The sequence below is a fragment of the Methylobacterium sp. Leaf113 genome, from assembly GCF_001423325.1.
GTDB lineage: Bacteria > Pseudomonadota > Alphaproteobacteria > Rhizobiales > Beijerinckiaceae > Methylobacterium.
Map to the genome: position 1 here is coordinate 67,113 of NZ_LMNJ01000052.1, position 21,051 is coordinate 88,163.

The following is a 21,051-nucleotide window of genomic DNA, read 5'->3' on the forward strand; positions in this document are numbered from 1 at the left end:
ACGCTTAGCCGCCGGTGACGCTCATGTGGCGCGGCACGGCGGCCGGGCGCGCGCGCTCGATGACGAAGTCGTGGCCCTTGGGCTTGCGCGCGATGGCGTCGATCACCGCCTGGGTCACCAGGGCGTCGTCGGGGGAAGCGCGCAGGGCCGCGCGCAGATCCGCCGCGTCCTCCTGACCGAGGCACATGTAGAGCTTGCCGGTGCAGGTGAGGCGAACGCGATTGCAGCTCTCGCAGAAATTATGGGTCAGCGGCGTGATGAAGCCGAGGCGACCGCCGGTCTCGGCGATGCGGACATAGCGGGCCGGGCCGCCGGTGCGGTCGGGCAGGGGCGTCATGGTGTAGCGCTGTTCGAGCCGGGCGCGCGCCACTGAAAGAGGCAGGAACTGGTCGGTGCGGTCGCCCTCGATCTCGCCGAGCGGCATGACCTCGATGAGGGTCATGTCCATGCCGTCGCCATGGGCCCAGGCGATCATGTCGGCGATCTCGTCCTCGTTGACGCCCTTCAGCGCCACGGCGTTGATCTTGACCTTGATGCCGGCCTTGCGGGCCGTCTCGATGCCGTCGAGCACCACCTTGAGGTCGCCCCGGCGGGTCACCGCGCGGAATTTCTCGGGGTCGAGGGTATCGAGGGAGACGTTGACGCGGCGCACGCCGAGATTGGCCAGCTCCGGTGCGAAGCGGCCGAGTTGGGTGCCGTTCGTCGTCATCGTCAGCTCTTCGAGGGCGCCCGTATCGAGATGGCGGGACAGGCGCCGGAAGAGATGCATGATGTCGCGGCGCACCAGCGGTTCGCCGCCGGTGATGCGCAACTTTCTGACGCCGCGCTGGATAAAAACGGCGCAAAGCCGGTCCAGTTCTTCCAGAGACAGCAGGTCGCGCTTCGGCAGAAACTGCATGTCGTCGGACATGCAGTAGACGCAACGCAGATCGCAGCGGTCGGTCACCGAAATCCGCAGATAGGTAATCGCCCGTTGAAACGGGTCGATCAGCGGCGCTGGCGCGATCGGAGCGGCATCGTCGGTGGCGCGGGGACCCCACATGCGGGATTCTGTGCTCTGTTGGGGTGCGGAAACGTTGGCGCGGTCGCGTGACGATCCTAACATGACGAGACATATGAGGGTTCGTACGGCCAGGGGCAAGTTTGCGCGGGGCGCAGCACCCGTGCAAGGCAGTCGGGCGACCCGGCGGAAGGATGCGACCATGAATCAACAGGCTGTCGACCCGCATGCGGCCCCGGCCGCTCCCGAGCGCTGGCCGACCGAGATCCGCCTCTCGGGCGACAAGCGCACCCTGAACGTCGCCTTCGAGGATGGCGGTCGCTTCGCCCTGCCGGCGGAGTACCTGCGGGTGTCGAGCCCGTCGGCCGAGGTCCAGGGGCACTCGCCCTCCGAGCGCAAGGTCATCGGCGGCAAGCAGGACGTGGCGATCCTCAAGGTCGAGCCCATCGGCAACTACGCGGTGAAGCTGACCTTCGACGACATGCACGATACCGGCCTGTTCGGCTGGGGCTACCTCTACGATCTCGGGCGCGAGTACCGGAACCGCTGGGCGACCTACCTGTCCGAATTGCAGGACCGGGGCCTCAGCCGCGAACCCGTGCGCCGGGCGCCGAAGCCGGCCGCGCCCTCGAGCGAGGGGAGCGGAAGCTGCGGCAGCGGCTGCGGTTGCCACTGACCGCCTGATCCGCGCCCCGATCCCGAAAGCCGACCCCGAAAGCCGTCCGATGATGCCGTCCGCATGACGCCCTCGACCCAGCCGGCGACGAGCCGGCGCGTCCTCGCGCTCGCGCTTCCGATGACGCTCGCCAACGTCACGACGCCGCTGCTCGGCTTCGTCGGCGCCACCGTGATCGGCCGGCTGGGCGACGCGGCGCTCCTCGGGGCGATGGCGCTGGGCGCCGTGATCTTCGACGCGATCTTCTGGTCGTTCGGCTCGCTGCGCATGGCCACCGCCGGGCTGACCGCGCAGGCGGTGGGCGCCCGCGATTCGGCCGAGGTGGACCGCACGCTGGCCCGCGCCCTGGCGGCGGCCGTGCTCGTCGGCCTGGCGATCGTGGCGCTGCAGGGTCCGATCGGCCGGGCCGCCTTCTCCCTCAGCGGCGCCAGCCCGGCGGTGATCGCCGGCCTGTCGGCCTACTTCCACATCCGCATCTTCGCCGCGCCCTTCACCCTCGCGAACTATGCCATTCTCGGCTCGGTGCTGGGGCGCGGGCGGACCGATCTCGGCCTGATGCTGCAGGTCGCCATCAATCTCACCAACATCGCGCTCACCCTGGCGTTCGTCCTTGGGGCGGACATGAGCGTGGCCGGGGCCGGGCTCGCCACCCTGATCGCCGAGGCGGCCGGCGCGGGTCTCGGCCTGATCCTGCTGGCCCGGCTCGGCTCGCGCCCCTTCGCGGTGCCGTTCCGGGTGGTGCGCGATCCCCTGGCGCTGGCCCGGATGCTCAGCGTCAATGCCGACGTGATGATCCGGACCCTGCTGCTGGTCGGCTGCATCACCCTGTTCTCCGCGCTCGGCGCACGCTCGGGCGACGTGGTGCTCGCCGCCAACGCCGTCCTGTGGAATCTCTTCATGATCGGCGGCTTCTTTCTCGACGGGTTCGCCACCGCCGCCGAGACCCTGTGCGGGCAGGCCGTGGGCGCCCGGGACGAGGCTCGGTTTCGCCGCGCCGCCGCCTTGAGCCTGCTCTGGTGCCTAGCCTTCGGTGGCGCCATCGCGGTCGGCTTTCTTCTGGCCGGCAACCTCTTCATCGACGCGGTGACCACCAGCCCGGAGGTGCGGGCCATGGCCCGGCTCTACTTGCTGCCGGCGGCCCTGGCGCCCCTGATGGCGGCCGTGCCCTTCGCCTTCGACGGCATCTATATCGGCGCCACCTGGACGCGGGCCATGCGCAACCTGATGCTCGCCGCGAGCGCGCTCTACGGCGTCGCCCTGTTGACCGCCCACGCGGCCGGCCTCGGCAATGGCGGGCTGTGGCTCTCGTTCCTGATTCTCCTGGCCGGGCGCGGGATCAGCCAGGCGCTGGCCTATCCCGGACTGGTGCGCCGGACCTTCGCCGGGCGCGACGCGACGCCTCTGGATAAACGCGTGTCGGATTTCACGCCGGCCTGACACCATTTCGCGATGCGGGTTGAATTCCCGTCGTACGAACAGGATTTGTCCACATGCGAAGCGGGTATGAACTGTCGGATCATCATCGATCTACTTGCCTGTTCATGCTCTGCCTCAGTTTGGAATGGTTCTGATTAAGGAACGTGACGAAAAAGCCTCTTTGCTTGTTATGTTCGCTGGTCTACGCGCTAGCCACGATGCGCAAGATTCTTTCCTCCCTTCTCTCCGCCACCTTGGCCGCCACCCTGATCGTCGGAGGCGCCGCGTTCAGCGGGCGCGTCGAGGCGAAGGAGACGCCGATCGGTCCCCACGTGACCCAGAACGGGATCGAGGTCGGCGCCGTCTACCTGCAGCCGATCGAGATGGACCCGCCGGACATGATGCGCGCCGCCGCGCAGTCCGACATCCACCTGGAGGCGGACATCCATGCCGCCAAGGACAACCGCAACGGCTTCGCCGAGGGTGACTGGGTGCCCGCCCTGGTGGTGAATTTCGAGATCACCAAGCTCGAGGGCGAGGCCGCCACCGGGCCGAAGGTCGCCGGTTCGCTGATGCCGATGGTCGCCAATGACGGCCCGCATTACGGCGACAACGTCAAGCTGTCCGGCCCCGGGCGCTACCGCCTGAAGCTGACCGTGGCCCCGCCCGGCGCCAAAAGCCATTTCGGTCGCCACGTCGACAAGGAGACCGGCGTCGCCGAATGGTTCAAGCCGTTCGACCTGATTCAGGATTTCACCTTCGCGGGAATCGGCAAGAAGGGAGCCTATTGAGCCCCATGGCCGTTCTGCACCGAACCCTTTTCGCAGCCCTCGCGGCCGGCCTCCTTGCCACCGCCCCGGCGCGGGCCGAGGATCTGCCGGTCATCAAGGTCGAGATGAAGGATGGGGCCATCACCCCGAACGTCATCGAGGTTCCGGCCAACACCCGTTTCAAGCTCGAGATCACCAACACGGGTACCAGTCCGGTGGAGTTCGAGAGCCTGGAACTGAAGCGCGAGAAGGCGCTGGCGGCGGGGGCGACCTCGTCCATCGTGTTCCGCACCGTCGATCCCGGCACCTACGACGTGTTCGACGACTTCCATCCGAACGCGAAAGCGACCCTGGTGGCGAAGTGAATCGCTGCACCCCCCTGAAGCGCGTGACGAAGTGAGCCTCCGGGGGCCGCTTCGATGTTGAACTCTAATCCCGGCGAACTCCGACCCCGGTGAACTCCGACCCCGGCACAGAACCCCTGGTGAATCGAACCGGAATGGCGGCCTCGACTTCCCTCACGCCGCGCGACGCCCGAGATGCCTGGATCGACGCGAAGCTCGCCGATCTCGGGCAGTGGCTGCAGCGCCATGGCGGCACCATCCGCACCATCCAGTGGGGCGTGGTGGCGGTCTACCTCGTGCTGGTCGCCGTGCCGGCCTTCCTGCCGCTGCCCGATCGCAGCGCCCATCTCTGGAACAATCTCACGGTCTTCGCCCAATTCGCCTTCTGGGGCATCTGGTGGCCCTTCGTGCTGGTCAGCATGGTGGTGGTCGGACGGGCCTGGTGCGGCATTCTCTGCCCCGAGGGCGCTCTGACGGAATTCGCCAGTCGCTGGAGCCTGGGGCGCGCCGTGCCGCGCTGGATCACCTGGGGCGGCTGGCCCTTCGTGGCCTTCGCCGGCACCACGGTCTACGGCCAGATGGTCAGCGTCTACGGCTATCCGAAGCCGGTGCTGGCGGTGCTCGGCGGCTCCACCGTGGCGGCGATCGTCGTCGGGCTGCTCTACGGCCGCAACAAGCGGGTCTGGTGCCGCTATCTCTGTCCCGTCAACGGGGTCTTCGCGGTGCTGGCCAAGCTGGCGCCGGTGAGCTTCCAGGTCGACCACGCCGCCTGGGCCACCTCGCCGAAACCGAAATCATCCCCGAACCAGAAAAGCGAGAGCTTCAACTGCGCGCCCCTGGTGCCGGTGAAGACCATGAACGGCGCCGGCGCCTGCCATATGTGCGGGCGCTGCTCCGGCTATCGCGGCGCCGTGCGCCTCGCGCGGCGCTCGCCCACCCACGAGATCGTCCACGTGGCCGGCTCCGAGCCGAGCCTGGACCAGACCGTGCTGATCCTGTTCGGCATGATGGGCCTCGCGGTCGGCGCCTTCCAGTGGTCGTCGAGCCCCTGGTACATCGACGCCAAGCAGGCGCTCGCCACCTGGTTGATCGAGCACGGCGTCACCTGGCCCCTCGAGACCACGCTGCCCTGGTTCATCCTGACCAACTACCCCGAGCACAACGACGTGCTCAGCCTGCTCGATGGCGGGCTGCTGCTGGGCTACATCGCCGCCGCCGCGGTCGTGCTGGGCGTCTCGCTCTCGGCCCTGGTCGGGCTCGCGACCCTGTCGCTCGGCGGCTGGTCCCTGCGTCGCTTCCACCATCTCACCCAGACCCTGATCCCGGTGGCGGGCTGCGGCGTCTTCCTCGGCCTCTCGGCCCTGACGGTGACGTTCCTGCGCGGCGACGGCATCCACATTCCCTACGTCTCGGAAATGAGGGCCACGCTCCTCCTGGGCACCAGCCTGTGGAGCGTCTGGCTCGCCTGGTCGGTGGCGGGCCTCTCGGCCGGGGGGCTGCGCCGCCTCGGCGCGACCCTCGGCATCGCGGCGGCCTGCTCGCTCTCGGTCTACGGCTGGGCGCTGCTGTTCTGGATCTGGTAGGGCGACCGGTTCGGTCGCGCGTGCCAACACATAAGGAATCCTCCGCATGATCGGAGCCTTCGTCATCGCCTTCCGCGAAGTCATCGAGGCGGGCCTCATCATCGGCATCGTGCTCGCGGCGACGCGCGGCATCGCCGGGCGCGGCCGCTGGATCGGCCTCGGCGTGGTCGGCGGCCTCGCGGGCGCGGCCCTGGTGGCCCTGTTCGCCGAAAGGATCTCCGATGCCTTCGAGGGCGCCGGCCAGGAAATCCTGAACGCCGCCGTGCTCATCGTCGCCGTGCTGATGCTGATCTGGCACAACACCTGGATGGCCAAGCACGGGCGCGAACTGGCCGGCGAGCTGCGCGCGGCCGGCGAGGCGGTCCGCACCGGTCAGAGCACCGCCGCCGGCCTCGCCCTGGTGGTCGGCGCCGCCATCCTGCGCGAGGGCGCCGAACTCGTGCTGTTCCTCTACGGACTCGTCGCCTCCGGCACCTCCGGGCCCGACATCCAGTTCGGCGCCTTGGCCGGCGTCGCGGTCGGCGCCGCCACCTCCGCGGTGAGCTACTTCGGCCTCGCGGCGATCCCGACCCGCTACGTCTTCTCGGTGACGAGCGGCCTCATCGTCCTGCTCGCCGCCGGGCTCGCCGCACAGGCCGCGCAGTTCCTCACCAATGCGGGTCTGATCACCGTGCTCGACCGGCCACTGTGGAACACCTCCTCTGTCCTGCGCGAGGACAGCATGGTCGGCCGCGTGCTCCACGCCCTGGTCGGCTACACCGACCGGCCGAGCGCCATGCAGGTGCTGGTCTATCTCGGCACTATCCTGGTCATGGTCGCGCTGATGCAGGTGTCCTCTGCCGGCAAGCGCCGCCAGCTCCGCACCGCCTGACCGCCGATGCACGTCAGCCACGCCCCCGACGCGCCGGCCAGCCCCGCCATCGGTTTCGATGCCTTCCTGGCGGTCGACATCCGCGTCGGGACGGTCGTCTCGGCCGAGCCATTCCTGGAGGCGCGCAAGCCCGCCCTCAAGCTCGTCATCGATTTCGGGCCGGTGATCGGCCGGAAGCGCTCGAGCGCCCAGATCACCGAGCATTACCGGGCCGAGGATCTGCCCGGCCGGCAGGTCGCCGCCGTGGTGAACTTTCCGCCCCGCCAGATCGGCAGGTTCCTGTCGGAGGTGCTGACCCTCGGTTTCGCCGATGCCGACGGTGCCGTGGTGCTGTTCCGCCCCGATCAGCCGGTGCCGGACGGCAGCCGCCTGTTCTGAGGACAAAGCGTTCGGAGGGCCGCTTGCCCGGAGCGCGGTTTTTCGCCATCCCTGTCCGATGAGCGACCGCGACGACGACGAATCCGGCATCGAGTGGGACGACGGGTTCGCTGCCGAACTGGTCGGCGCCACGCTGTTCGTCGGCGTCACCTATCTCGACCACGATGGAACCCTGATCCGCCGCCAGCAGGTCTTCGGCCGGGTCGAGACGGTGGATGCCGAGGCCGGAATCACGATCCAGCCCTTCGACGGCGCCGCGTCGTTCACGATGGTGCCGATCCTGGAGGCCATCGAGCCGGCCGATCCCGGTTCGTACCAGCTTTCGCCCGAGGATCCGGTGGTCGAGAACCCGGACTATACGGTGATCTTCAGCCTCACGGCCCCGCTTCGTCACTGACGGGCGCCCGCTTCTAGCGACGCAGGGCGGCTCCATGCGTCCAGTCGGCCAGCCGGGCGGCGAGGGACGGTCCGTCGCCGGAGAGGACGACGATCTTGAGGCGGGCGGTTTCGCCGGAGGCGATCCGGATGTCGGATCGACGGAGCTTCAGGGTCTTGGCCAGATACGCGATCAGCGCCGCGTTGGCCGCGCCCTCCACGGGCGGCGCGGCCACCCGGAGCTGCAGGGCGATCCGCCCCTCCGCATCCGCCACCAGACCGTCCAACCCGTTGCGGCTCGCCCGCGGGGTCAGCCGTACGGCGAGGCGGAGACCCTCGGGGATCTGTTGATAGGGCTCGTCCATCCGTCACCGATGCGGGATCGTATCCGGTCTATCCATGTCTCGGTCTCGACTTGTCTCGTCTCGCCCGGAGCCGGACATCCCTCGGTGATCGCGCGGTGCGCTGCAACAAATTCGGTGGAATGCCACGCTAATCCGGCCGTCCCGGGGTGTCCTGGCCGGCGTGCTGCACTAAGCTTCCGGGAAAACCACAGGAAGCCCCGATGTCCGACCTCCGCCTGCGCCGCAGCGTGCTCTATATGCCCGGTTCGAACCAGAGGGCGCTCGATAAGGCCAAGACCCTGTCCGCCGATTCGCTGATCCTCGACCTGGAGGATGCGGTGGCGCCGGACGCCAAGGATCTGGCGCGCGAGCAGGTCTGCGCGGCGGTGAAGGGCGGCGGCTACGGCACGCGCGAGATCATCATCCGGGTGAACGCGCCGCAGACGCCCTGGGGCGAAGCCGACCTCAAGGCCGCCATCGAGGCGCGGCCCGACGCGATCCTAATGCCGAAGGTGTCCTCGCCGGCGGTGCTGGAGAGCATCGCCAATCATCTCGAAGCCCTCGACGCCCATGAGAGCATCGCCGTCTGGGCGATGATCGAGACCCCGGCGGCGATTCTGAATATCCAGGAGATCGCCAAGGCGCAGCGCGACCGGCGCACTCGGCTGACCTGCTTCGTGCTCGGCACGAACGATCTGGCGAAGGACACCTGGGCGCAGCTCGTGCCCGGCCGGGTGCCGATGCTGCCCTGGATGATGTTCACCCTGGCGGCCGCCCGCTCCGAGGGGCTGACCATCCTCGACGGCGTGTGGAACGACATCGAGGACGTGGATGGCTGCCGGGCCGAGTGCCAGCAGGCCCGCGACCTCGGCTTCGACGGCAAGACCTTGATCCACCCCAACCAGCTCGAGCCGGCCAATACCTGCTTCGCCCCCTCGGACGAGGAGGTCCGCCGCGCCCGGCTGGTGATCGAGGCCTTCGAGAAGGCGGAGAACGCCAAGCGCGGCGCCATCAAGATCGAGGGCCGCATGTACGAGCGCCAGCATATCAGCATGGCCCGCCGCGCGGTGAACTGGCGCGAGGCGATTGCCGCCAAGGGTTATTGAGACCCGGTCCGGCCTCAATGATCCGCGACCTTCCAGCTGGGGATCGCCCGTCTGGGGCGCGACCAACGACGGGGCGACTTCGATGATCATCCAAATCCCGGGTGAGATCACGTTCTCGCGGACCTACAACATCCCGCCGATCGCGGTGCAAATCCCCCTGACGGCCCGGGCCCGTACCTTCGCGCAGGCCGCGATCACCATCATCGGGTGGTGCTTCATGATGCCCACGCTAGTGCTGTTCTTGATGCTGCTGTGGTACGCGTCGGGGGTCGCCAATCCAGGGGACGTGGTGCTGACTCTCGGTGCCCTGGCGTTCCTGCTGCTGACTTTCATGCCGATCGCTCTCTTCGGTCTGGAGGATTTCACCCGGGCCGGACCGACCCTGATCCTCGACGCCGATGGCATCACGGATCGCCGGGGCGGTCTCACCATACCGTGGACGGACATCGCTGCCGCGCGGATCGTATCGGGCCGGAACGAGACCGGTCTTCGGCTTACCCTGCGCACCCCATCCAACCGCGCCCCCTGTTCGATCGGGGCAGCAACAGCTTCCTCGGGCGTCGGTCGGCGGATCAGGTTCGCGTCGGTCTCAGCCGCCTGACCGTCCGGCCGCACGTGCTCGGCCAGACCGCGCTCGCTCTGGTGCGCACGCATGGCGGGACCGTGGAGCGCGGACCGCCTCCGTTCTCGTAGCGGCAACCGGGAGTGGAACACCCTCGGGCGTCGGTGCTTGTCCCGGCTGAAACCGGGCGCCACCGCGCGCCCGCTCCATCCAGGACAGAGCCGACCGCATGAGCCCGATCCTCCAACCCTTCACCCTGGGCGATCTGACGCTCAAGAACCGCGTCGTGATGGCGCCGCTGACCCGCAGCCGGTCCTCGACCGCCGGGGTGCCGCCGGATTTCGCGGTGGATTACTATGCGCAGCGCGCGAATGCTGGCCTCATCATCAGCGAGGCCACCAACATCTCGCCCCAGGCGGTGGGCTACGCCTACACGCCGGGAATCTGGAGCGACGCGCAGGTCGAAGCCTGGAAGCCCGTCACCGCCGGGGTCCATGCCAATGGCGGTCTGATCTTCCTCCAGCTCTGGCACACCGGCCGGATCTCGCACCCGGACGTCCAGCGGGATGGGCAACTGCCCGTGGCGCCCTCGGCGCTGAAGCCCGAGGGGACGGCCTTCACGGAATCCGGCATGCAGCCGCACGTCACGCCGCGTGCCCTGGAGACCGACGAGATCCCCGGCATCGTCGAGGATTACCGCCGGGCTGCCGAGAACGCCAAGCGCGCGGGCTTCGACGGAGTCGAGATCCACTCGGCCAACAATTACCTGCTCGAACAATTCGTGCGCGATTCCACCAACCGCCGCACCGACCAGTATGGCGGCTCGATCGAGAACCGCCTGCGCTTCCCGCTCGCCGTGGTGAAGGCGGTGACCGAGGTCTGGGGCGGCGGCCATCGCGTCGGCATCCGGCTCTCGCCCGCCACCACGGAGCCCGGCAAGACGCCGCTCGACAGCGACCCGAAGGCGACCTTCGGCGCCTATGTCGAGGCCCTGAACGCGTTCGACCTGCTCTACGTGCACACGATCGAGGGGGTGACGCAGCAGACCCGCGACGTGCCGGATTCGGTCGATTTCGGGCAGATCCGCGAGCGCTTCAAGGGCGCCTATATCGGTAACAACCAATACACCCTGGAGCTGGCCGAGAAGGACCTGGCGGAGGGCCGGGCCGACCTCTTCAGCTTCGGGCGCCCCTACATCGCCAATCCGGATCTGGTGCAGCGCCTCGAAACCGGCGCCCCCCTGGCCGAGGCCCCGAAGCCATACTGGTACGGCGGCGGCGCCAACGGTTACTCGGACTGGCCGGGGATGAACGGGCCGGTGGCGATCAAGCGCTGATCCGCCGATTTCGTCTCCCCCGCAGGGAGGGAGCAAGAGTTGGGGCTTCGCTGAGTGACCTTTCAGTCGTGGAGGCTGGCGGAGTCACCTGTCTCGTGACCCTTCCCACGTGGGCAGGTGATCGCAAATTGAACCTCAGGGTCATTCCGGGGCGCCGCAGGCGAGCCCGGAATCCAGAGCCGCTGACGGTGCAACGTCTTGCGCCACCTGCGTTTCTGGGTCCCGGGCTCCGCTGCGCGGCCCCGGGATGACTCGGTGGTAAAATTGATCTTTCGGCACGCACATCAGCGAATGTCATTTCCTTCCATACCGGGAAAGGATCGACATCGCGGCGTTGGCCGGAACTTCCCAGCTCGGAGCGGTTCTGCTCACCCGTGCAGGTGGGCCAGCACAGCGTCGCCGGCCGCGTTGAGCGCGTAGCGCGTGCGCTGGGTCCGGGCGTTTCGCTCGGTCAGTGTCAGCAGGCCCGCATCGCTCGCCAGGGTCTCGACCGCCCGTAGCACCAGGGCGTGCTCGATGCCGAACACCCGGGCGAAGCTGCGGCTGTCGTCGGCGAGCCGGAGGTGGAGGCCGGCGAGGATGCCCGCCTCCAGGGTCGTGAGCCCGGGCTGAAGCGCGGTCACCGAGTCGGTAGCCGCCAGGAAGGTCTCTGCGTCCGCGGGCGGTTCACTCATGCGGCCAGCGGGGCGCGCAGGCGAACCAGGACCGACTTCGAGGTCGGCGTGTCGCTCTCCGCGCCGAAGGTCGAGAGTGGAACGAGCACGTTGAGTTCCGGATAGTACCCGGCGAGCGAGCCGCGCGGCATGTCGAAGGGCACGAGGCGGAAGTTCTCGGCCACACGGGTGACGCCGTCCGCATGGGTGCCGACGATGTCGACCCGGTCGCCGGTCAGAGCGCGGATTTCGGCGAGGTCGTCCGGATGGGCGAAGACCACCCGGCGCTCGCCGTAGACGCCACGATAGCGGTCGTCGAGGCCGTAGATCGTGGTGTTGTACTGGTCGTGGCTGCGGAAGGTCTGAAGCACGAAGGTGCCCGGATCGCGCTTCGCCTGCTGGTGCTCCGTGCTCTCCGGCAACGGATGGGCGGCGAAGTTGGCCCGGCCGGTCGGCGTCTCGAAGTTCCGCTCGGCCGCCAGATTGCGCAGCATGAAGCCGCGCGGGCGCCGGACGCGCAGGTTGTAGCCGGTGAAGCCCGGGATCGTGCGCTCGACCAGGGTGCGGATGCCGTCGTAATCGTCGGCCAGAGCCGCCCAGTCGACCCGCTCCGATCCGACCGTCGCCGCCGCCATCCCGGCGATGATGCCGATCTCCGAGCGCAGTTCGGGCGAGGCCGGCTTGTTGATGCCACCCGAGCCGTGGACCATGCTCATCGAATCCTCGACCGTGACGATCTGGGTCTTGCCCTTCGAGTTGCGGTCGATCTCGGTGCGGCCGAGGCAGGGGAGCAGGTAGGCGACGCGGCCCGGCACGAGGTGGGAGTGATTGAGCTTCGTGGCGATGTGGACGGTGAGGTCGCACGAGGCCAGGGCCTTGGCCACCAGGGTGGTGTCCGGCGTCGCCCGGGCGAAATTGCCACCGAGACCGATGAAGGCCTTCGACGAGCCATCGAGCATCGCCCCGATGGCGGCGAGCACGTTGTGGCCGTGCTTGCGCGGCGCCGCGAAGCCGAACTCCTGCTCAAGGGCGTCGAGGAGGCTCGCGGGTGGCTTCTCGTTGATGCCCACCGTGCGGTCGCCCTGCACGTTGGAATGGCCGCGCACGGGGCACAGGCCGGTGCCGGGGCGCCCGACATGGCCGCGCAGCAGCATGACGTTCGCGAGTTCGCGGACGGTGGCCACCGAGTGCCGGTGCTGGGTCACGCCCATCGCCCAGGTGCAGATCACCTTGTCGGCGGCGAGGTAGACCCCGGCCGCCACCTCGATATCGGCACGGGACAGACCGGACTGATCCTCGATCGCGTCCCAGGTGGTGGCGTCGACGACGGCCCGGTAGGCCTCGTAATCGGCGGTGTGGTTGCGCAGGAAGCTGCGATCGAGCAGCGACGGCTTGCCCGCGGCGAGCGCCGCGTCATCGGCCGCGAACACGGCTTTCGCGATGCCCCGGAAGGCCGCCATGTCGCCGCCGAGGCGCGGTTGGTAATAGTGGCTCGCCACGGGCGCGCTCGCGCCGCGCAGCATCTCCACGGTGTTCTGCGGATCGGCGAAGCGCTCCAGGCCGCGCTCGCGCACAGGGTTGAACACCACCACTTTGGCGCCGCGCTGGGCGGCACGCCGCAGGTCGCCGAGCATGCGGGGATGGTTGGTGCCGGGATTCTGCCCGACGACGAAGATCGCATCGGCCTTCTCGAAATCCTCGAGCAGGACGGTGCCCTTGCCGACGCCGATCGCCGCCTGCAGGGCGATGCCGCTCGCCTCGTGGCACATGTTGGAGCAGTCGGGGAAGTTGTTGGTGCCGAAATGGCGAGCGAAGAGCTGATACAGGTAGGCGGCCTCGTTCGAGGCGCGGCCGGAGGTGTAGAACTCGGCCTGATCCGGCGAGGCGAGGCCGCGCAGAGTGGCGCCGATCTCCGCGAAAGCGGCATCCCAGGTGGTGACGACGTAGCGGTCGGCAGCCGCGTCGTAGCGCATCGGATGCGTCAGGCGGCCCTCGCCCTCCAGGGCATAGTCGGTCCAGCCGCGCAGCTCGGTCACGGTGTGCTTGGCGAAGAACTTCGGCGGGGTGCGCTTGTCGGTGGCCTCCCACGAGACCGCCTTCACGCCGTTCTCGCAGAACTCGAAGGAGGAGCCGTGCTCCGGATCGCCCCAGGCGCAGCCCGGGCAGTCGAAGCCGTCCGGCTGGTTGGCCTTGAGCATCGCCCGCGCACCCGAGAGCGGCGCCCGGCTCCCCAGGAGATGCTTGCCGCAGCTTTTCAACGCGCCCCATCCGCCGGCGGCGGAGGAACGCTTGGGGGACGCGACCGGATGATCCATCGAGGGTCCTGGCTGAGACACGGGTGCTATCGAAGAGACGAGAACGCTGCTCCCGATATCGCAGTGCACCGGAAGGGCTCAACGATGCAAAAACGCAGGCCAGTCCTGCGCTTAGGGGTGCCATGCGTTTCGTGCAGGGCGGCTCTCCGAGAGGTTAAACTCATTCGAAACCGCAACGCCGTTCCGGCTATGCAGGACGCATGGGTCTCGGGCATGGAGAGCGGGCCGGAATAACGGGCAAATCTGGCGGGCACGGTTTTTGAGCAAAATCCGCGCAACGAGGCCGTGGTCTCCGGGACACCCGACACGCCGATGAGATCGCAGCTGCGAAAGCCGACATCATGAGGACGCCCGTTCGGGTCTTTGCCGCCCTGGCCACCGCCATCGCCGTCGGGGTAGCGGTGATGGCGCATGATCGCCAGATCGGGGCCGAGTGGGCCGTCTCCCGCGAGCAGATCGCCGATGCCCAGGCCTACGGCAAGCCGGGCGTCGAGATCGCGCCGGGGCGGATGGTGACCGAGCCGCTGCCGAGCGAGGCGGCGGGACGCCTGCCGCTGAAGTGGATCCTGCTCGGCCTCGCGGCCGGAGGGGCGGTTCTGGCCGGCACGGGGCGACGTCGGCCGCGCTGAGCGGCCTGAATGGGTCGCGCCCCGCGATCGGTGCCCGGCCGACGCAGGCGTCAGCCCGCCATGGTCGCAAGGCTGGAGGCATCGCGGCCGACGACGGAGGCGAGGCTCGTCGCGTGGTCGGCCTTGAGATGGGCAACGAGGCCGCGCTTGATCTCGGGGATGAGCCCCGGCCCGGCATAGACGAGGCTCGAATAGAGTTGCACCAAGCTGGCGCCCGCCCGGATCTTGGTCCAGGCGGTCTCGGCGGAGTCGATGCCGCCGACGCCGATCAGGGGCAGGCTCGCTCCGACCCGCAGGTAGGTCTCGGCCAGAAGGCGGGTCGACGCGGCGAAGAGCGGCCGGCCCGACAAACCGCCTGTCTCCCGGGCGAGGGCGGTGTCCCGCAGGCTCTCGGGGCGAGCGATCGTGGTGTTCGACACCACGAGGCCCGATACGCCGCGCCGCTGCGCCGTGGCGGTCATGGCGTCTAGGCTCGCCAGGGTGATGTCGGGGGCAATCTTGAGCAGGATGGCGGTGGCCGGATGGGCGGCGTCGCGGGCCTCGACGACCCGGGCCAGAAGCTCGTCCAGGAAGGCCTCGCCCTGGAGATCGCGCAGGCCCGGCGTGTTCGGCGACGAGACGTTGACGGTGACGAAGTCGACCAGCGGCGCCAGGGCGCGGGTGCAGGTCACGTAATCGGCGAGGCGGTTGGTCGAGTCCTTGTTGGCGCCGATGTTGACGCCGATGCGGCCGGGCCGTCCCTGGCGGGCGGCGAGGCGCACGCGCACCACGTCGAGACCCTCGCTGTTCAGGCCGTAGCGGTTGATGACCGCGCCGTCCCGCGTCAGCCGGAAGACGCGCGGGCGGGGATTGCCCGGCTGCGCCTTCGGGACGACGCCGCCGACCTCGACGAACCCGAAGCCGAGACCGAGCAGCGCATCCGGCACCTCGGCTCCTTTGTCGAACCCCGCCGCGAGACCGACCGGATTCGGAAAACGTCGGCCCAGAACCTCGATTCCGAGGCGCGGATCGTCGGCCCTCGGGCCGAGAGCCGGCAGGGCGGACAGGCCACGCAATGTGAGATTGTGCGCGGTCTCGGCGTCGAGCCGGTGCAGGAGGGGTTTCGCCAGCGGAAACAGCGCGCCGATCATGCCCGTGCGCCCGGATTCACGGCTTCGGAACTCAGATCGCCCGGGAAGACGTGCCGGCCATCGGCGCCGAGCGGCAGGTCGACCACGGAGCGGACCGCGCCGAGATCGAGGGGCCCGTACAGATGCGGGAACAAGTCGCCCCCTCGCGAAGGTTCGTATCGCAGGGCGTCGCCCAGGGTTTCGGCGTCGACGGCCACGAGCAGGAGGTCGTCGACGCCGGCGAAATGGCGCGCGGCGGTCTCGATCACCTGAGCGGCAGTGGAAAAATGGATGTAGCCATCGGCCAGGTCGATCGGAGCCCCCTCGAAGCGGCCCGCCGCTTCGGCCCGGCGCCAGAGATCCCGTGGAGAGAGCTTGTAGACGATCGACATGCCCGCTCCCTAACGGGTTTCCGGGAGGCGATCAAACCACGTTCCGGGCGGCGAAACCGCAACCTCACCGACCAAGTTAACCGGATGGGTTGTCAGGGTTATCGGGCGCGGACATCCGGCCGCATTTGCATTGCTCACGAGATTGCTATCTAAACGAATTAGTTCTACTTTCCTATCACTAGGCTGGACGTCTTAGCCGTAGCACGCGTTGAGCTTTCGATGCTGTCTCACGAACAGATCTGGACCGCGATCGACCGCTTGGCGGAACGTCACGGATTTTCCGCATCTGGTCTGGCGCGGCGGGCCGGCCTCGACGCGACGAGCTTCAACCGGTCGAAGCGCATCGGACCCGACGGGCGAAAGCGCTGGCCCTCCACCGAATCGGTCTCGAAGGTCCTGTCCGCCACCGGCGCCAGCCTCGATGAATTCCTGAGGCTGATCGAGGTTCGGGAGGGGCCGGCGCGCACCATGATCCCCCTCGTGGGCATGACGCAGGCGGGGGCGGGGCGTCTGTTCACCGACGAGGGCATGCCGACCGGCGGTCCCGGCTGGGAGGAGATCGAGTTTCCGGACCTCGGCGACGACCGCGCCTTCGCCCTGGAGGTGCAGGGCGACTCGATGGCGCCGCTCTACCGCGACGGCGACGTGCTCATCGTGTCGCCCACCGCCGGCGTGCGCAAGGGCGACCGCGTCGTGGTGCGCCTCGCCGCCGGCGAGGTCCTGGCCAAGGAGCTGAAGCGCAAGACGGCGCGGACCATCGAGCTGGCCTCCCTCAATCCCGATCATGAGGACCGGGTGGTGAATGTGAGCGATATCGCCTGGATCGGCCGGGTGATGTGGGTGCGGCAGTAGCCCGACCACCCGCGGCTTTGCCGCCCCTGCCGTTACGGCTATGCCTGTCGGCCACAGGGGCCGCGTGCCTCGCAGCGGCGGACAGGCCATGGCATCGCCCCGAACGGACGAGGATGCGGCGGTCGAAGAGACGGCCGGCGCGGTCGAGGCCGGGATTGCGGCTTGCGTGGCCGCTTCGGCTGTGCCGACCGCTCTCCTGGCCTCTGAGGAAGCCGGCGGCCGCATCGTCGCCGCCAACCGAGCCCTTCACGCACTTGCCCAACGCGCATCGGACGCGCCCCTCGATGGCGACCTGCGGGCGCTCCTCGGCTTCGATGCGGACCGGGCGGCGGCGACCCCCCTCGACCCTGTTTTGTCCGATCGCTGCCCGGACGGCGTCGAGGTGCTGGTCCGCCCCGCCGGGGGCGCGGCCTTCTGGGCTGAGGTCTTCGTCGTGCCCATCCCCGGAACTCCGTATCGTCTCGCTCAGATCATCGACGTGACCCGCCGGCGCGACGCCGAGGGCGCGTTGGCGCTCTCACGTCAGCGCGAGGCGCTGGGACTGCTCACCAACAGCGTGGCCCACGAGTTCAACAACTTCCTGCAGATTCTCATCGGCTACATCGATGGCCTGAAACGTCGCCTCGGGGACCGGGAGGAGCCCTTCATCCAGCGGGCGATCCTTCGCTCGACCGATGCCGCCGAGCGCGCCACGATCCTCACCCGCCAGCTGCTGGCGTTCTCGCGCCGCATCGCCCCGGATGTCCGCCCCGTGGACCTGAACCGCCTGATCGAGGTGTTCGGCGCCCGCATCGGCCCGACGCTGCCCACGCGCATCACCCTGGAGATCCGCACCATTCCGGGTCTCGCCTGCGGCCTGAGCAATCCGAACCAGATCGAGCTGGCGCTCAGCCATATCGTCGCCAATGCCTGCGAGGCGATGCCCGCCGCGGGCCGCATCACCGTGGCGACCTTCTCGGTTCCGCCCGGGGATCGGGCGCTCCAGCGTCCGGGCGACGGCGCGGTCGGGATCACGGTGACCGACGAGGGGCAGGGCATGTCGCCCGAGATGGCAGCCCGGGCGCTCGCCCCCTTCGTCACCAGCCGCGAGGCCGGCCGCGGCACGGGGCTGGCGATCGTGCATGGCCTGGTCAAGCGCCAGAACGGCACGGTGACGATCGACTCGAAGCCCGGGGAGGGCGCCACGGTCCGGATGGTCTTCCCCGCCGCCCTCTGAGCACGCTCAGGGCGGAGCGAGCGGACATCTCCGTTGGAATTCCCGAAGATCAACGGACTAAAACTCCGGCGCGAACGTCACCATATCAGGAGCGGCGTTCGCGCCGAGACTTCCGTGATGTTCATCAGAGGCGTTTTCATGCTCACCTCCACCACTCGCCGTAAGCGCGCGGCGTCCATCCTCGCGCTCGCCGCGACGCTGGCGCTCGCTGCGCCGGTCGTCGAGGCGCGTCCCGGAAGCGGCAGCAGCGGTGGCATGGGCTCGCGCGGGTCGCGCACCTACGCACCCCCGTCGGCGACCACCACGGCTCCCGGCGCTCCGGCTCCGATCCAGCGTTCGCAGACCCAGCCCGGTCCCGCCATGGGCAATCCCGGGATGAACACCGCCGCGCAGCCCGGCCGGCGCTTCGGCGGCGGCTTCATGGCCGGCCTGCTCGGCGCGGGCCTGCTCGGCGCACTCCTGGGCGGCGGCTTTTTCGGGGGCCTCGGCGGCATCGCCTCGTTCCTCGGTTTGATCCTGCAGGTCGGCCTCGTGGTCCTGCTCGTCTCCTTCGCGGTACGCTGGTTCCGCCGGCGCCAGGGCCAGCCCGCCGCCGCCGGTCACGCTCGCCAGAATCTCGACGGTGGCGGCATGAACCCCGGCCCGATGGCGGGCGGTTCTCTGGGTGGTGGTCCTCTGGGTGGCGGCTACGGCAACGCCCAGCGCGGTCCCGCTCCGGTCCAGCCGGTTCAGGCGCGTCCGGTCCAGATCGGACCGGGCGATTTCGAGAGCTTCGAGATTAACCTCAACGACGTGCAGGCCGCCTATGGGCGTGAGGATGTGGCCGCACTCCGCAACCTCGCCACCCCGGAAATGGCCGGCTACTTCATCGAGGAACTGCGGGCCAACGAGGCGCGCGGCGTCGTCAACCGGATCTCCGACGTCAAGCTCCTCCAGGGTGACCTGTCCGAGAGCTGGGGCGAGGGCAATGCCGAGTACGCCACGGTGGCGATGCGCTACGCCATCAAGGACGTGACCTTCGACCGCAAGACGCAGCGGGTCGTCGAGACCGGCGAGCCCGAGGCGGTGGAGCTGTGGACCTTCGTGCGCGAGCGCGGCGGCCGCTGGATCCTCTCGGCGATCCAGCAGGGTCGCTGAAGCGACCGGCTTCGAAAGCGAGCCTGTGAACGAAAGGCCCCCGCGCGGAGACATCCGCGCGGGGGCCTTTCGCGTTTCAGAAGGCGGTGATCAGGTCGGCCTGTAGGCCTGCGCCATCGCCACGAAGGCCGAGACCGGAACCTCCTCGGCCCGTGCGGTCTCGGGAACGCCGGCCGCGTCCAGCAGCCGGGCCGGATCGGGAACTGCCGCCTTCAGACTCTGGCGCAGCATCTTTCGGCGCTGCCCGAAGGCCGCCCGGGTGATCGCCTCGAGAGCCTGGACCGAGCAGGGCAGGGGCGCGCGCCGGGGTGTGAGCCGCACGACCGACGACGTCACCTTCGGCGGCGGCACGAAGGCCGACGGCGCCACGTCGAACAGGATGTGCGCCTCCGTCCGCCAGCCGCAGAGGACACCGAGGCGGCCGTAATTGGCGCGGTCGTTCTCGTCCGCCACGATGCGTTCGGCGACTTCGCGTTGGAACATCAGCGTCAGGGAATTCCACCAGGGCGGCCAGGCCGCACCGGCGAGCCAGCCCACCAGTAGGGGCGTGCCGATATTGTAAGGCAGGTTGGCAATTATCCGCGCCGGCCCGGACCCGATCAGCGGCACCGGGTCGAAGGCGAGGGCATCGGCATCGACCACGTCGAGGCGACCGGGATAATGGGCGGCGATCTCGGCCAGCGCCGGAAGCGCACGGGGATCGCGCTCGATGGCGATGACCCGGGCGGCCCCCTCTGCCAGGAGCGCCCGGGTGAGGCCGCCGGGACCGGGGCCGATCTCGACCACGGTGACGCCGTCGAGCGGCCCGGCCGAGCGGGCGATCCGCCCAGTCAGGTTGAGGTCGAACAGGAAGTTCTGGCCAAGCGCCTTCTTCGGCTCGAGGCCGTGCTTGCGCACCACCTCCCGCAGGGGCGGCAGACCGTCGCTGCTGGTGCTTCCGTCCTCGCTCACGCGCCGGCCTTCACGAGGCGCGCGGCGAGCTGCAGGGCCGCCATCAGGCTGTCGGGCCGCGCGATGCCCTTGCCAGCGATGTCGAAGGCGGTGCCGTGGTCCGGCGAGGTGCGGATGAACGGCAGGCCCAGGGTGACGTTGACGCCCTCGTCGAACGCGAGGGTCTTGATCGGGATGAGGGCCTGGTCGTGGGTCGGCGTCAGCGCGACATCGTAATTCGCCCGCGCCCGCGCGTGGAACAGGGTGTCGGCCGGAAGAGGCCCCCGGATGTCGATGCCCTCGGCCTGCAGCTGAAGCACCGCCGGCTCCAGCACGTCGCGGTCCTCGGTGCCCATGGTGGCGTTCTCCCCCGCATGCGGGTTGAGCCCGGACAGGACGAGACGGGGCCGGGCAAGGCCGAAGCGCCGGCGCAGGTCGTGATCGACGATGCGGGCGGTGCGCATCACGAGGTCCTGCGTCAGCAGGTCCGGCACCCGCCGGAGGGCGACGTGGATGGTGACCGGCACCACCGCCAGGGTCTCGCTCCACAGCATCATCACGGGCAGCGGCGGGGTCTCGCCGGGGGGCACCGCGCAGGCGGCCAGGAACTCGGTATGGCCCGGATGCGCGAAGCCGACCTGGGTCAGGACGTATTTGGCGATCGGATTGGTGACGAGGGCGGTGGCGGCCCCGGAGCGGACGAGCTCTACCGCCGTGGTGATCGATTCCAGAATCGCGCCGGCATTGGCGGCATCGGGGCGTCCGGCCTCGGCGTGGACGGCCGCGCCGCTCGGCAGGGCCATCACCGGCAGGGCACGGCCGAACACTTCCGTGGCGAGATCCGGTCCCACATCGGCGATCGGCACCTGCAGGTTCAGCTCGCTCGCCCGCCGCTCGATGAAGGCCGGATCGCCGACGAGGAAGAACGGCGGCAGCCCCGCCCCGGCGTCGCGCAGGCGCCAGGCCATCAGGGCGATTTCAGGGCCGATCCCGGCGGGGTCTCCGAGCGTGAGGGCGATGGGCCCATGCAGGCTGCTCATCGCGATACGCTCCGGGT

Annotated in this window: 23 protein-coding genes; 15 read left to right on the forward strand and 8 right to left on the reverse strand. The window is 69.2% G+C overall.

The window, feature by feature from the left end:
* Positions 1 to 4: 4 nt before the first annotated feature.
* The gene (gene moaA / locus ASF60_RS21090) at positions 5 to 1,042 is read right to left on the reverse strand and encodes a GTP 3',8-cyclase MoaA (protein ID WP_056189845.1); all 1,038 of its coding nucleotides are present in this window, start codon (positions 1,040 to 1,042) and stop codon (positions 5 to 7) included.
* 160 nt (positions 1,043 to 1,202) lie between these two features.
* Between moaA and ASF60_RS21095 the strand changes: the two genes are divergently transcribed.
* From ASF60_RS21095 to ASF60_RS21130, 8 genes are all read left to right on the forward strand, one after another.
* Complete coding sequence (locus tag ASF60_RS21095; RefSeq protein ID WP_056189848.1) at positions 1,203 to 1,676, forward strand: gamma-butyrobetaine hydroxylase-like domain-containing protein; 474 nt, start codon at positions 1,203 to 1,205, stop codon at positions 1,674 to 1,676.
* Between the two features lie 63 nt (positions 1,677 to 1,739).
* A complete protein-coding gene (locus tag ASF60_RS21100) occupies positions 1,740 to 3,113 on the forward strand; it encodes an MATE family efflux transporter (protein WP_056189851.1) in 1,374 nt (457 codons plus the stop codon).
* 197 nt (positions 3,114 to 3,310) lie between these two features.
* Entirely contained in the window at positions 3,311 to 3,883 is a 573-nt protein-coding gene (locus ASF60_RS21105; protein WP_056190091.1) for an iron transporter, read from the forward strand.
* 5 nt (positions 3,884 to 3,888) lie between these two features.
* The gene (locus tag ASF60_RS21110) at positions 3,889 to 4,227 is read left to right on the forward strand and encodes a cupredoxin domain-containing protein (protein ID WP_056189854.1); all 339 of its coding nucleotides are present in this window, start codon (positions 3,889 to 3,891) and stop codon (positions 4,225 to 4,227) included.
* Positions 4,228 to 4,361: 134 nt separating this feature from the next.
* On the forward strand, positions 4,362 to 5,789 hold the full coding sequence (locus ASF60_RS21115; RefSeq protein WP_056189857.1) for a 4Fe-4S binding protein: 1,428 nt from the start codon (positions 4,362 to 4,364) through the stop codon (positions 5,787 to 5,789).
* A gap of 46 nt (positions 5,790 to 5,835) precedes the next feature.
* Complete coding sequence (locus ASF60_RS21120) at positions 5,836 to 6,660, forward strand: FTR1 family iron permease (protein WP_056189861.1); 825 nt, start codon at positions 5,836 to 5,838, stop codon at positions 6,658 to 6,660.
* Between the two features lie 6 nt (positions 6,661 to 6,666).
* Positions 6,667 to 7,038 carry a tRNA-binding protein gene (locus ASF60_RS21125; protein ID WP_056189865.1) on the forward strand — a complete coding sequence of 124 codons (372 nt, stop codon included), beginning with the start codon at positions 6,667 to 6,669 and terminating at the stop codon, positions 7,036 to 7,038.
* Positions 7,039 to 7,096: 58 nt separating this feature from the next.
* The gene (locus tag ASF60_RS21130; protein WP_056189868.1) at positions 7,097 to 7,435 is read left to right on the forward strand and encodes a hypothetical protein; all 339 of its coding nucleotides are present in this window, start codon (positions 7,097 to 7,099) and stop codon (positions 7,433 to 7,435) included.
* Between the two features lie 13 nt (positions 7,436 to 7,448).
* Here the strand turns inward: ASF60_RS21130 and ASF60_RS21135 are convergent, their stop codons facing one another.
* Positions 7,449 to 7,778, reverse strand: coding sequence for a DUF167 domain-containing protein (locus ASF60_RS21135; protein ID WP_056189871.1), 330 nt, complete (start codon positions 7,776 to 7,778; stop codon positions 7,449 to 7,451).
* 200 nt (positions 7,779 to 7,978) lie between these two features.
* On the opposite strand from ASF60_RS21135, the gene ASF60_RS21140 reads away from it, so the two are divergent.
* The 3 genes from ASF60_RS21140 to ASF60_RS21150 all read left to right on the forward strand — a co-directional run bounded on the left by ASF60_RS21140 (position 7,979) and on the right by ASF60_RS21150 (position 10,761).
* Positions 7,979 to 8,863: an HpcH/HpaI aldolase/citrate lyase family protein gene (locus ASF60_RS21140; RefSeq protein ID WP_056189874.1), complete on the forward strand. Its 885-nt coding sequence runs from the start codon at positions 7,979 to 7,981 to the stop codon at positions 8,861 to 8,863.
* 82 nt (positions 8,864 to 8,945) lie between these two features.
* A complete protein-coding gene (locus tag ASF60_RS21145; protein WP_056189877.1) occupies positions 8,946 to 9,464 on the forward strand; it encodes a hypothetical protein in 519 nt (172 codons plus the stop codon).
* A gap of 190 nt (positions 9,465 to 9,654) precedes the next feature.
* Positions 9,655 to 10,761 (forward strand): alkene reductase, encoded by a 1,107-nt coding sequence (locus ASF60_RS21150; protein WP_056189882.1) that lies wholly within the window; start codon positions 9,655 to 9,657, stop codon positions 10,759 to 10,761.
* A 368-nt stretch (positions 10,762 to 11,129) separates the two neighbouring features.
* Here the strand turns inward: ASF60_RS21150 and ASF60_RS21155 are convergent, their stop codons facing one another.
* Positions 11,130 to 11,435: a hypothetical protein gene (locus ASF60_RS21155; protein WP_056189885.1), complete on the reverse strand. Its 306-nt coding sequence runs from the start codon at positions 11,433 to 11,435 to the stop codon at positions 11,130 to 11,132.
* Positions 11,432 to 13,729, reverse strand: coding sequence for an FdhF/YdeP family oxidoreductase (locus ASF60_RS21160; RefSeq protein ID WP_056189887.1), 2,298 nt, complete (start codon positions 13,727 to 13,729; stop codon positions 11,432 to 11,434). Before ASF60_RS21160 ends, ASF60_RS21155 begins: the two co-directional genes overlap by 4 nt.
* Before the next feature lie 341 nt (positions 13,730 to 14,070).
* On the opposite strand from ASF60_RS21160, the gene ASF60_RS21165 reads away from it, so the two are divergent.
* Positions 14,071 to 14,358: a hypothetical protein gene (locus tag ASF60_RS21165; protein ID WP_056189890.1), complete on the forward strand. Its 288-nt coding sequence runs from the start codon at positions 14,071 to 14,073 to the stop codon at positions 14,356 to 14,358.
* Between the two features lie 50 nt (positions 14,359 to 14,408).
* Here ASF60_RS21165 and ASF60_RS21170 read toward each other — a convergent pair whose 3' ends face one another.
* Both ASF60_RS21170 and ASF60_RS21175 read right to left on the reverse strand, forming a co-directional pair.
* Positions 14,409 to 15,488, reverse strand: a complete 1,080-nt coding sequence (locus ASF60_RS21170; RefSeq protein ID WP_056189893.1) for a quinone-dependent dihydroorotate dehydrogenase — start codon at positions 15,486 to 15,488, stop codon at positions 14,409 to 14,411.
* On the reverse strand, positions 15,485 to 15,859 hold the full coding sequence (locus tag ASF60_RS21175; protein ID WP_056189896.1) for a DUF952 domain-containing protein: 375 nt from the start codon (positions 15,857 to 15,859) through the stop codon (positions 15,485 to 15,487). The genes ASF60_RS21170 and ASF60_RS21175 overlap by 4 nt, the downstream gene beginning before the upstream one ends.
* A 219-nt stretch (positions 15,860 to 16,078) precedes the next feature.
* On the opposite strand from ASF60_RS21175, the gene ASF60_RS21180 reads away from it, so the two are divergent.
* From ASF60_RS21180 to ASF60_RS21190, 3 genes are all read left to right on the forward strand, one after another.
* The gene (locus ASF60_RS21180; RefSeq protein ID WP_056189898.1) at positions 16,079 to 16,711 is read left to right on the forward strand and encodes a S24 family peptidase; all 633 of its coding nucleotides are present in this window, start codon (positions 16,079 to 16,081) and stop codon (positions 16,709 to 16,711) included.
* Positions 16,712 to 16,799: 88 nt separating this feature from the next.
* Positions 16,800 to 17,927: an ATP-binding protein gene (locus tag ASF60_RS21185; RefSeq protein ID WP_056189901.1), complete on the forward strand. Its 1,128-nt coding sequence runs from the start codon at positions 16,800 to 16,802 to the stop codon at positions 17,925 to 17,927.
* A 138-nt stretch (positions 17,928 to 18,065) separates the two neighbouring features.
* Positions 18,066 to 19,064 (forward strand): Tim44 domain-containing protein, encoded by a 999-nt coding sequence (locus ASF60_RS21190; RefSeq protein ID WP_056190093.1) that lies wholly within the window; start codon positions 18,066 to 18,068, stop codon positions 19,062 to 19,064.
* Positions 19,065 to 19,154: 90 nt separating this feature from the next.
* Here the strand turns inward: ASF60_RS21190 and rsmA are convergent, their stop codons facing one another.
* Positions 19,155 to 20,015 carry a 16S rRNA (adenine(1518)-N(6)/adenine(1519)-N(6))-dimethyltransferase RsmA gene (gene rsmA, locus ASF60_RS21195; RefSeq protein ID WP_056189904.1) on the reverse strand — a complete coding sequence of 287 codons (861 nt, stop codon included), beginning with the start codon at positions 20,013 to 20,015 and terminating at the stop codon, positions 19,155 to 19,157.
* Positions 20,012 to 21,034, reverse strand: coding sequence for a 4-hydroxythreonine-4-phosphate dehydrogenase PdxA (gene pdxA / locus ASF60_RS21200; RefSeq protein WP_056189908.1), 1,023 nt, complete (start codon positions 21,032 to 21,034; stop codon positions 20,012 to 20,014). The genes rsmA and pdxA overlap by 4 nt, the downstream gene beginning before the upstream one ends.
* Positions 21,035 to 21,051 lie beyond the last annotated feature (17 nt).

Excerpts from the sequence above, each read along its gene's own strand:
- moaA (WP_056189845.1), bottom strand. The coding sequence starts at position 1,042 with ATGTGGGGTCCCCGCGCCACCGACGATGCCGCTCCGATCGCGCCAGCG.
- ASF60_RS21095 (WP_056189848.1), top strand. The coding sequence starts at position 1,203 with ATGAATCAACAGGCTGTCGACCCGCATGCGGCCCCGGCCGCTCCCGAG.
- ASF60_RS21100 (WP_056189851.1), top strand. The coding sequence starts at position 1,740 with ATGACGCCCTCGACCCAGCCGGCGACGAGCCGGCGCGTCCTCGCGCTC.
- ASF60_RS21105 (WP_056190091.1), top strand. The coding sequence starts at position 3,311 with ATGCGCAAGATTCTTTCCTCCCTTCTCTCCGCCACCTTGGCCGCCACC.
- ASF60_RS21110 (WP_056189854.1), top strand. The coding sequence starts at position 3,889 with ATGGCCGTTCTGCACCGAACCCTTTTCGCAGCCCTCGCGGCCGGCCTC.
- ASF60_RS21115 (WP_056189857.1), top strand. The coding sequence starts at position 4,362 with ATGGCGGCCTCGACTTCCCTCACGCCGCGCGACGCCCGAGATGCCTGG.
- ASF60_RS21120 (WP_056189861.1), top strand. The coding sequence starts at position 5,836 with ATGATCGGAGCCTTCGTCATCGCCTTCCGCGAAGTCATCGAGGCGGGC.
- ASF60_RS21125 (WP_056189865.1), top strand. The coding sequence starts at position 6,667 with ATGCACGTCAGCCACGCCCCCGACGCGCCGGCCAGCCCCGCCATCGGT.
- ASF60_RS21130 (WP_056189868.1), top strand. The coding sequence starts at position 7,097 with ATGAGCGACCGCGACGACGACGAATCCGGCATCGAGTGGGACGACGGG.
- ASF60_RS21135 (WP_056189871.1), bottom strand. The coding sequence starts at position 7,778 with ATGGACGAGCCCTATCAACAGATCCCCGAGGGTCTCCGCCTCGCCGTA.
- ASF60_RS21140 (WP_056189874.1), top strand. The coding sequence starts at position 7,979 with ATGTCCGACCTCCGCCTGCGCCGCAGCGTGCTCTATATGCCCGGTTCG.
- ASF60_RS21145 (WP_056189877.1), top strand. The coding sequence starts at position 8,946 with ATGATCATCCAAATCCCGGGTGAGATCACGTTCTCGCGGACCTACAAC.
- ASF60_RS21150 (WP_056189882.1), top strand. The coding sequence starts at position 9,655 with ATGAGCCCGATCCTCCAACCCTTCACCCTGGGCGATCTGACGCTCAAG.
- ASF60_RS21155 (WP_056189885.1), bottom strand. The coding sequence starts at position 11,435 with ATGAGTGAACCGCCCGCGGACGCAGAGACCTTCCTGGCGGCTACCGAC.
- ASF60_RS21160 (WP_056189887.1), bottom strand. The coding sequence starts at position 13,729 with ATGGATCATCCGGTCGCGTCCCCCAAGCGTTCCTCCGCCGCCGGCGGA.
- ASF60_RS21165 (WP_056189890.1), top strand. The coding sequence starts at position 14,071 with ATGAGGACGCCCGTTCGGGTCTTTGCCGCCCTGGCCACCGCCATCGCC.
- ASF60_RS21170 (WP_056189893.1), bottom strand. The coding sequence starts at position 15,488 with ATGATCGGCGCGCTGTTTCCGCTGGCGAAACCCCTCCTGCACCGGCTC.
- ASF60_RS21175 (WP_056189896.1), bottom strand. The coding sequence starts at position 15,859 with ATGTCGATCGTCTACAAGCTCTCTCCACGGGATCTCTGGCGCCGGGCC.
- ASF60_RS21180 (WP_056189898.1), top strand. The coding sequence starts at position 16,079 with ATGCTGTCTCACGAACAGATCTGGACCGCGATCGACCGCTTGGCGGAA.
- ASF60_RS21185 (WP_056189901.1), top strand. The coding sequence starts at position 16,800 with ATGGCATCGCCCCGAACGGACGAGGATGCGGCGGTCGAAGAGACGGCC.
- ASF60_RS21190 (WP_056190093.1), top strand. The coding sequence starts at position 18,066 with ATGCTCACCTCCACCACTCGCCGTAAGCGCGCGGCGTCCATCCTCGCG.
- pdxA (WP_056189908.1), bottom strand. The coding sequence starts at position 21,034 with ATGAGCAGCCTGCATGGGCCCATCGCCCTCACGCTCGGAGACCCCGCC.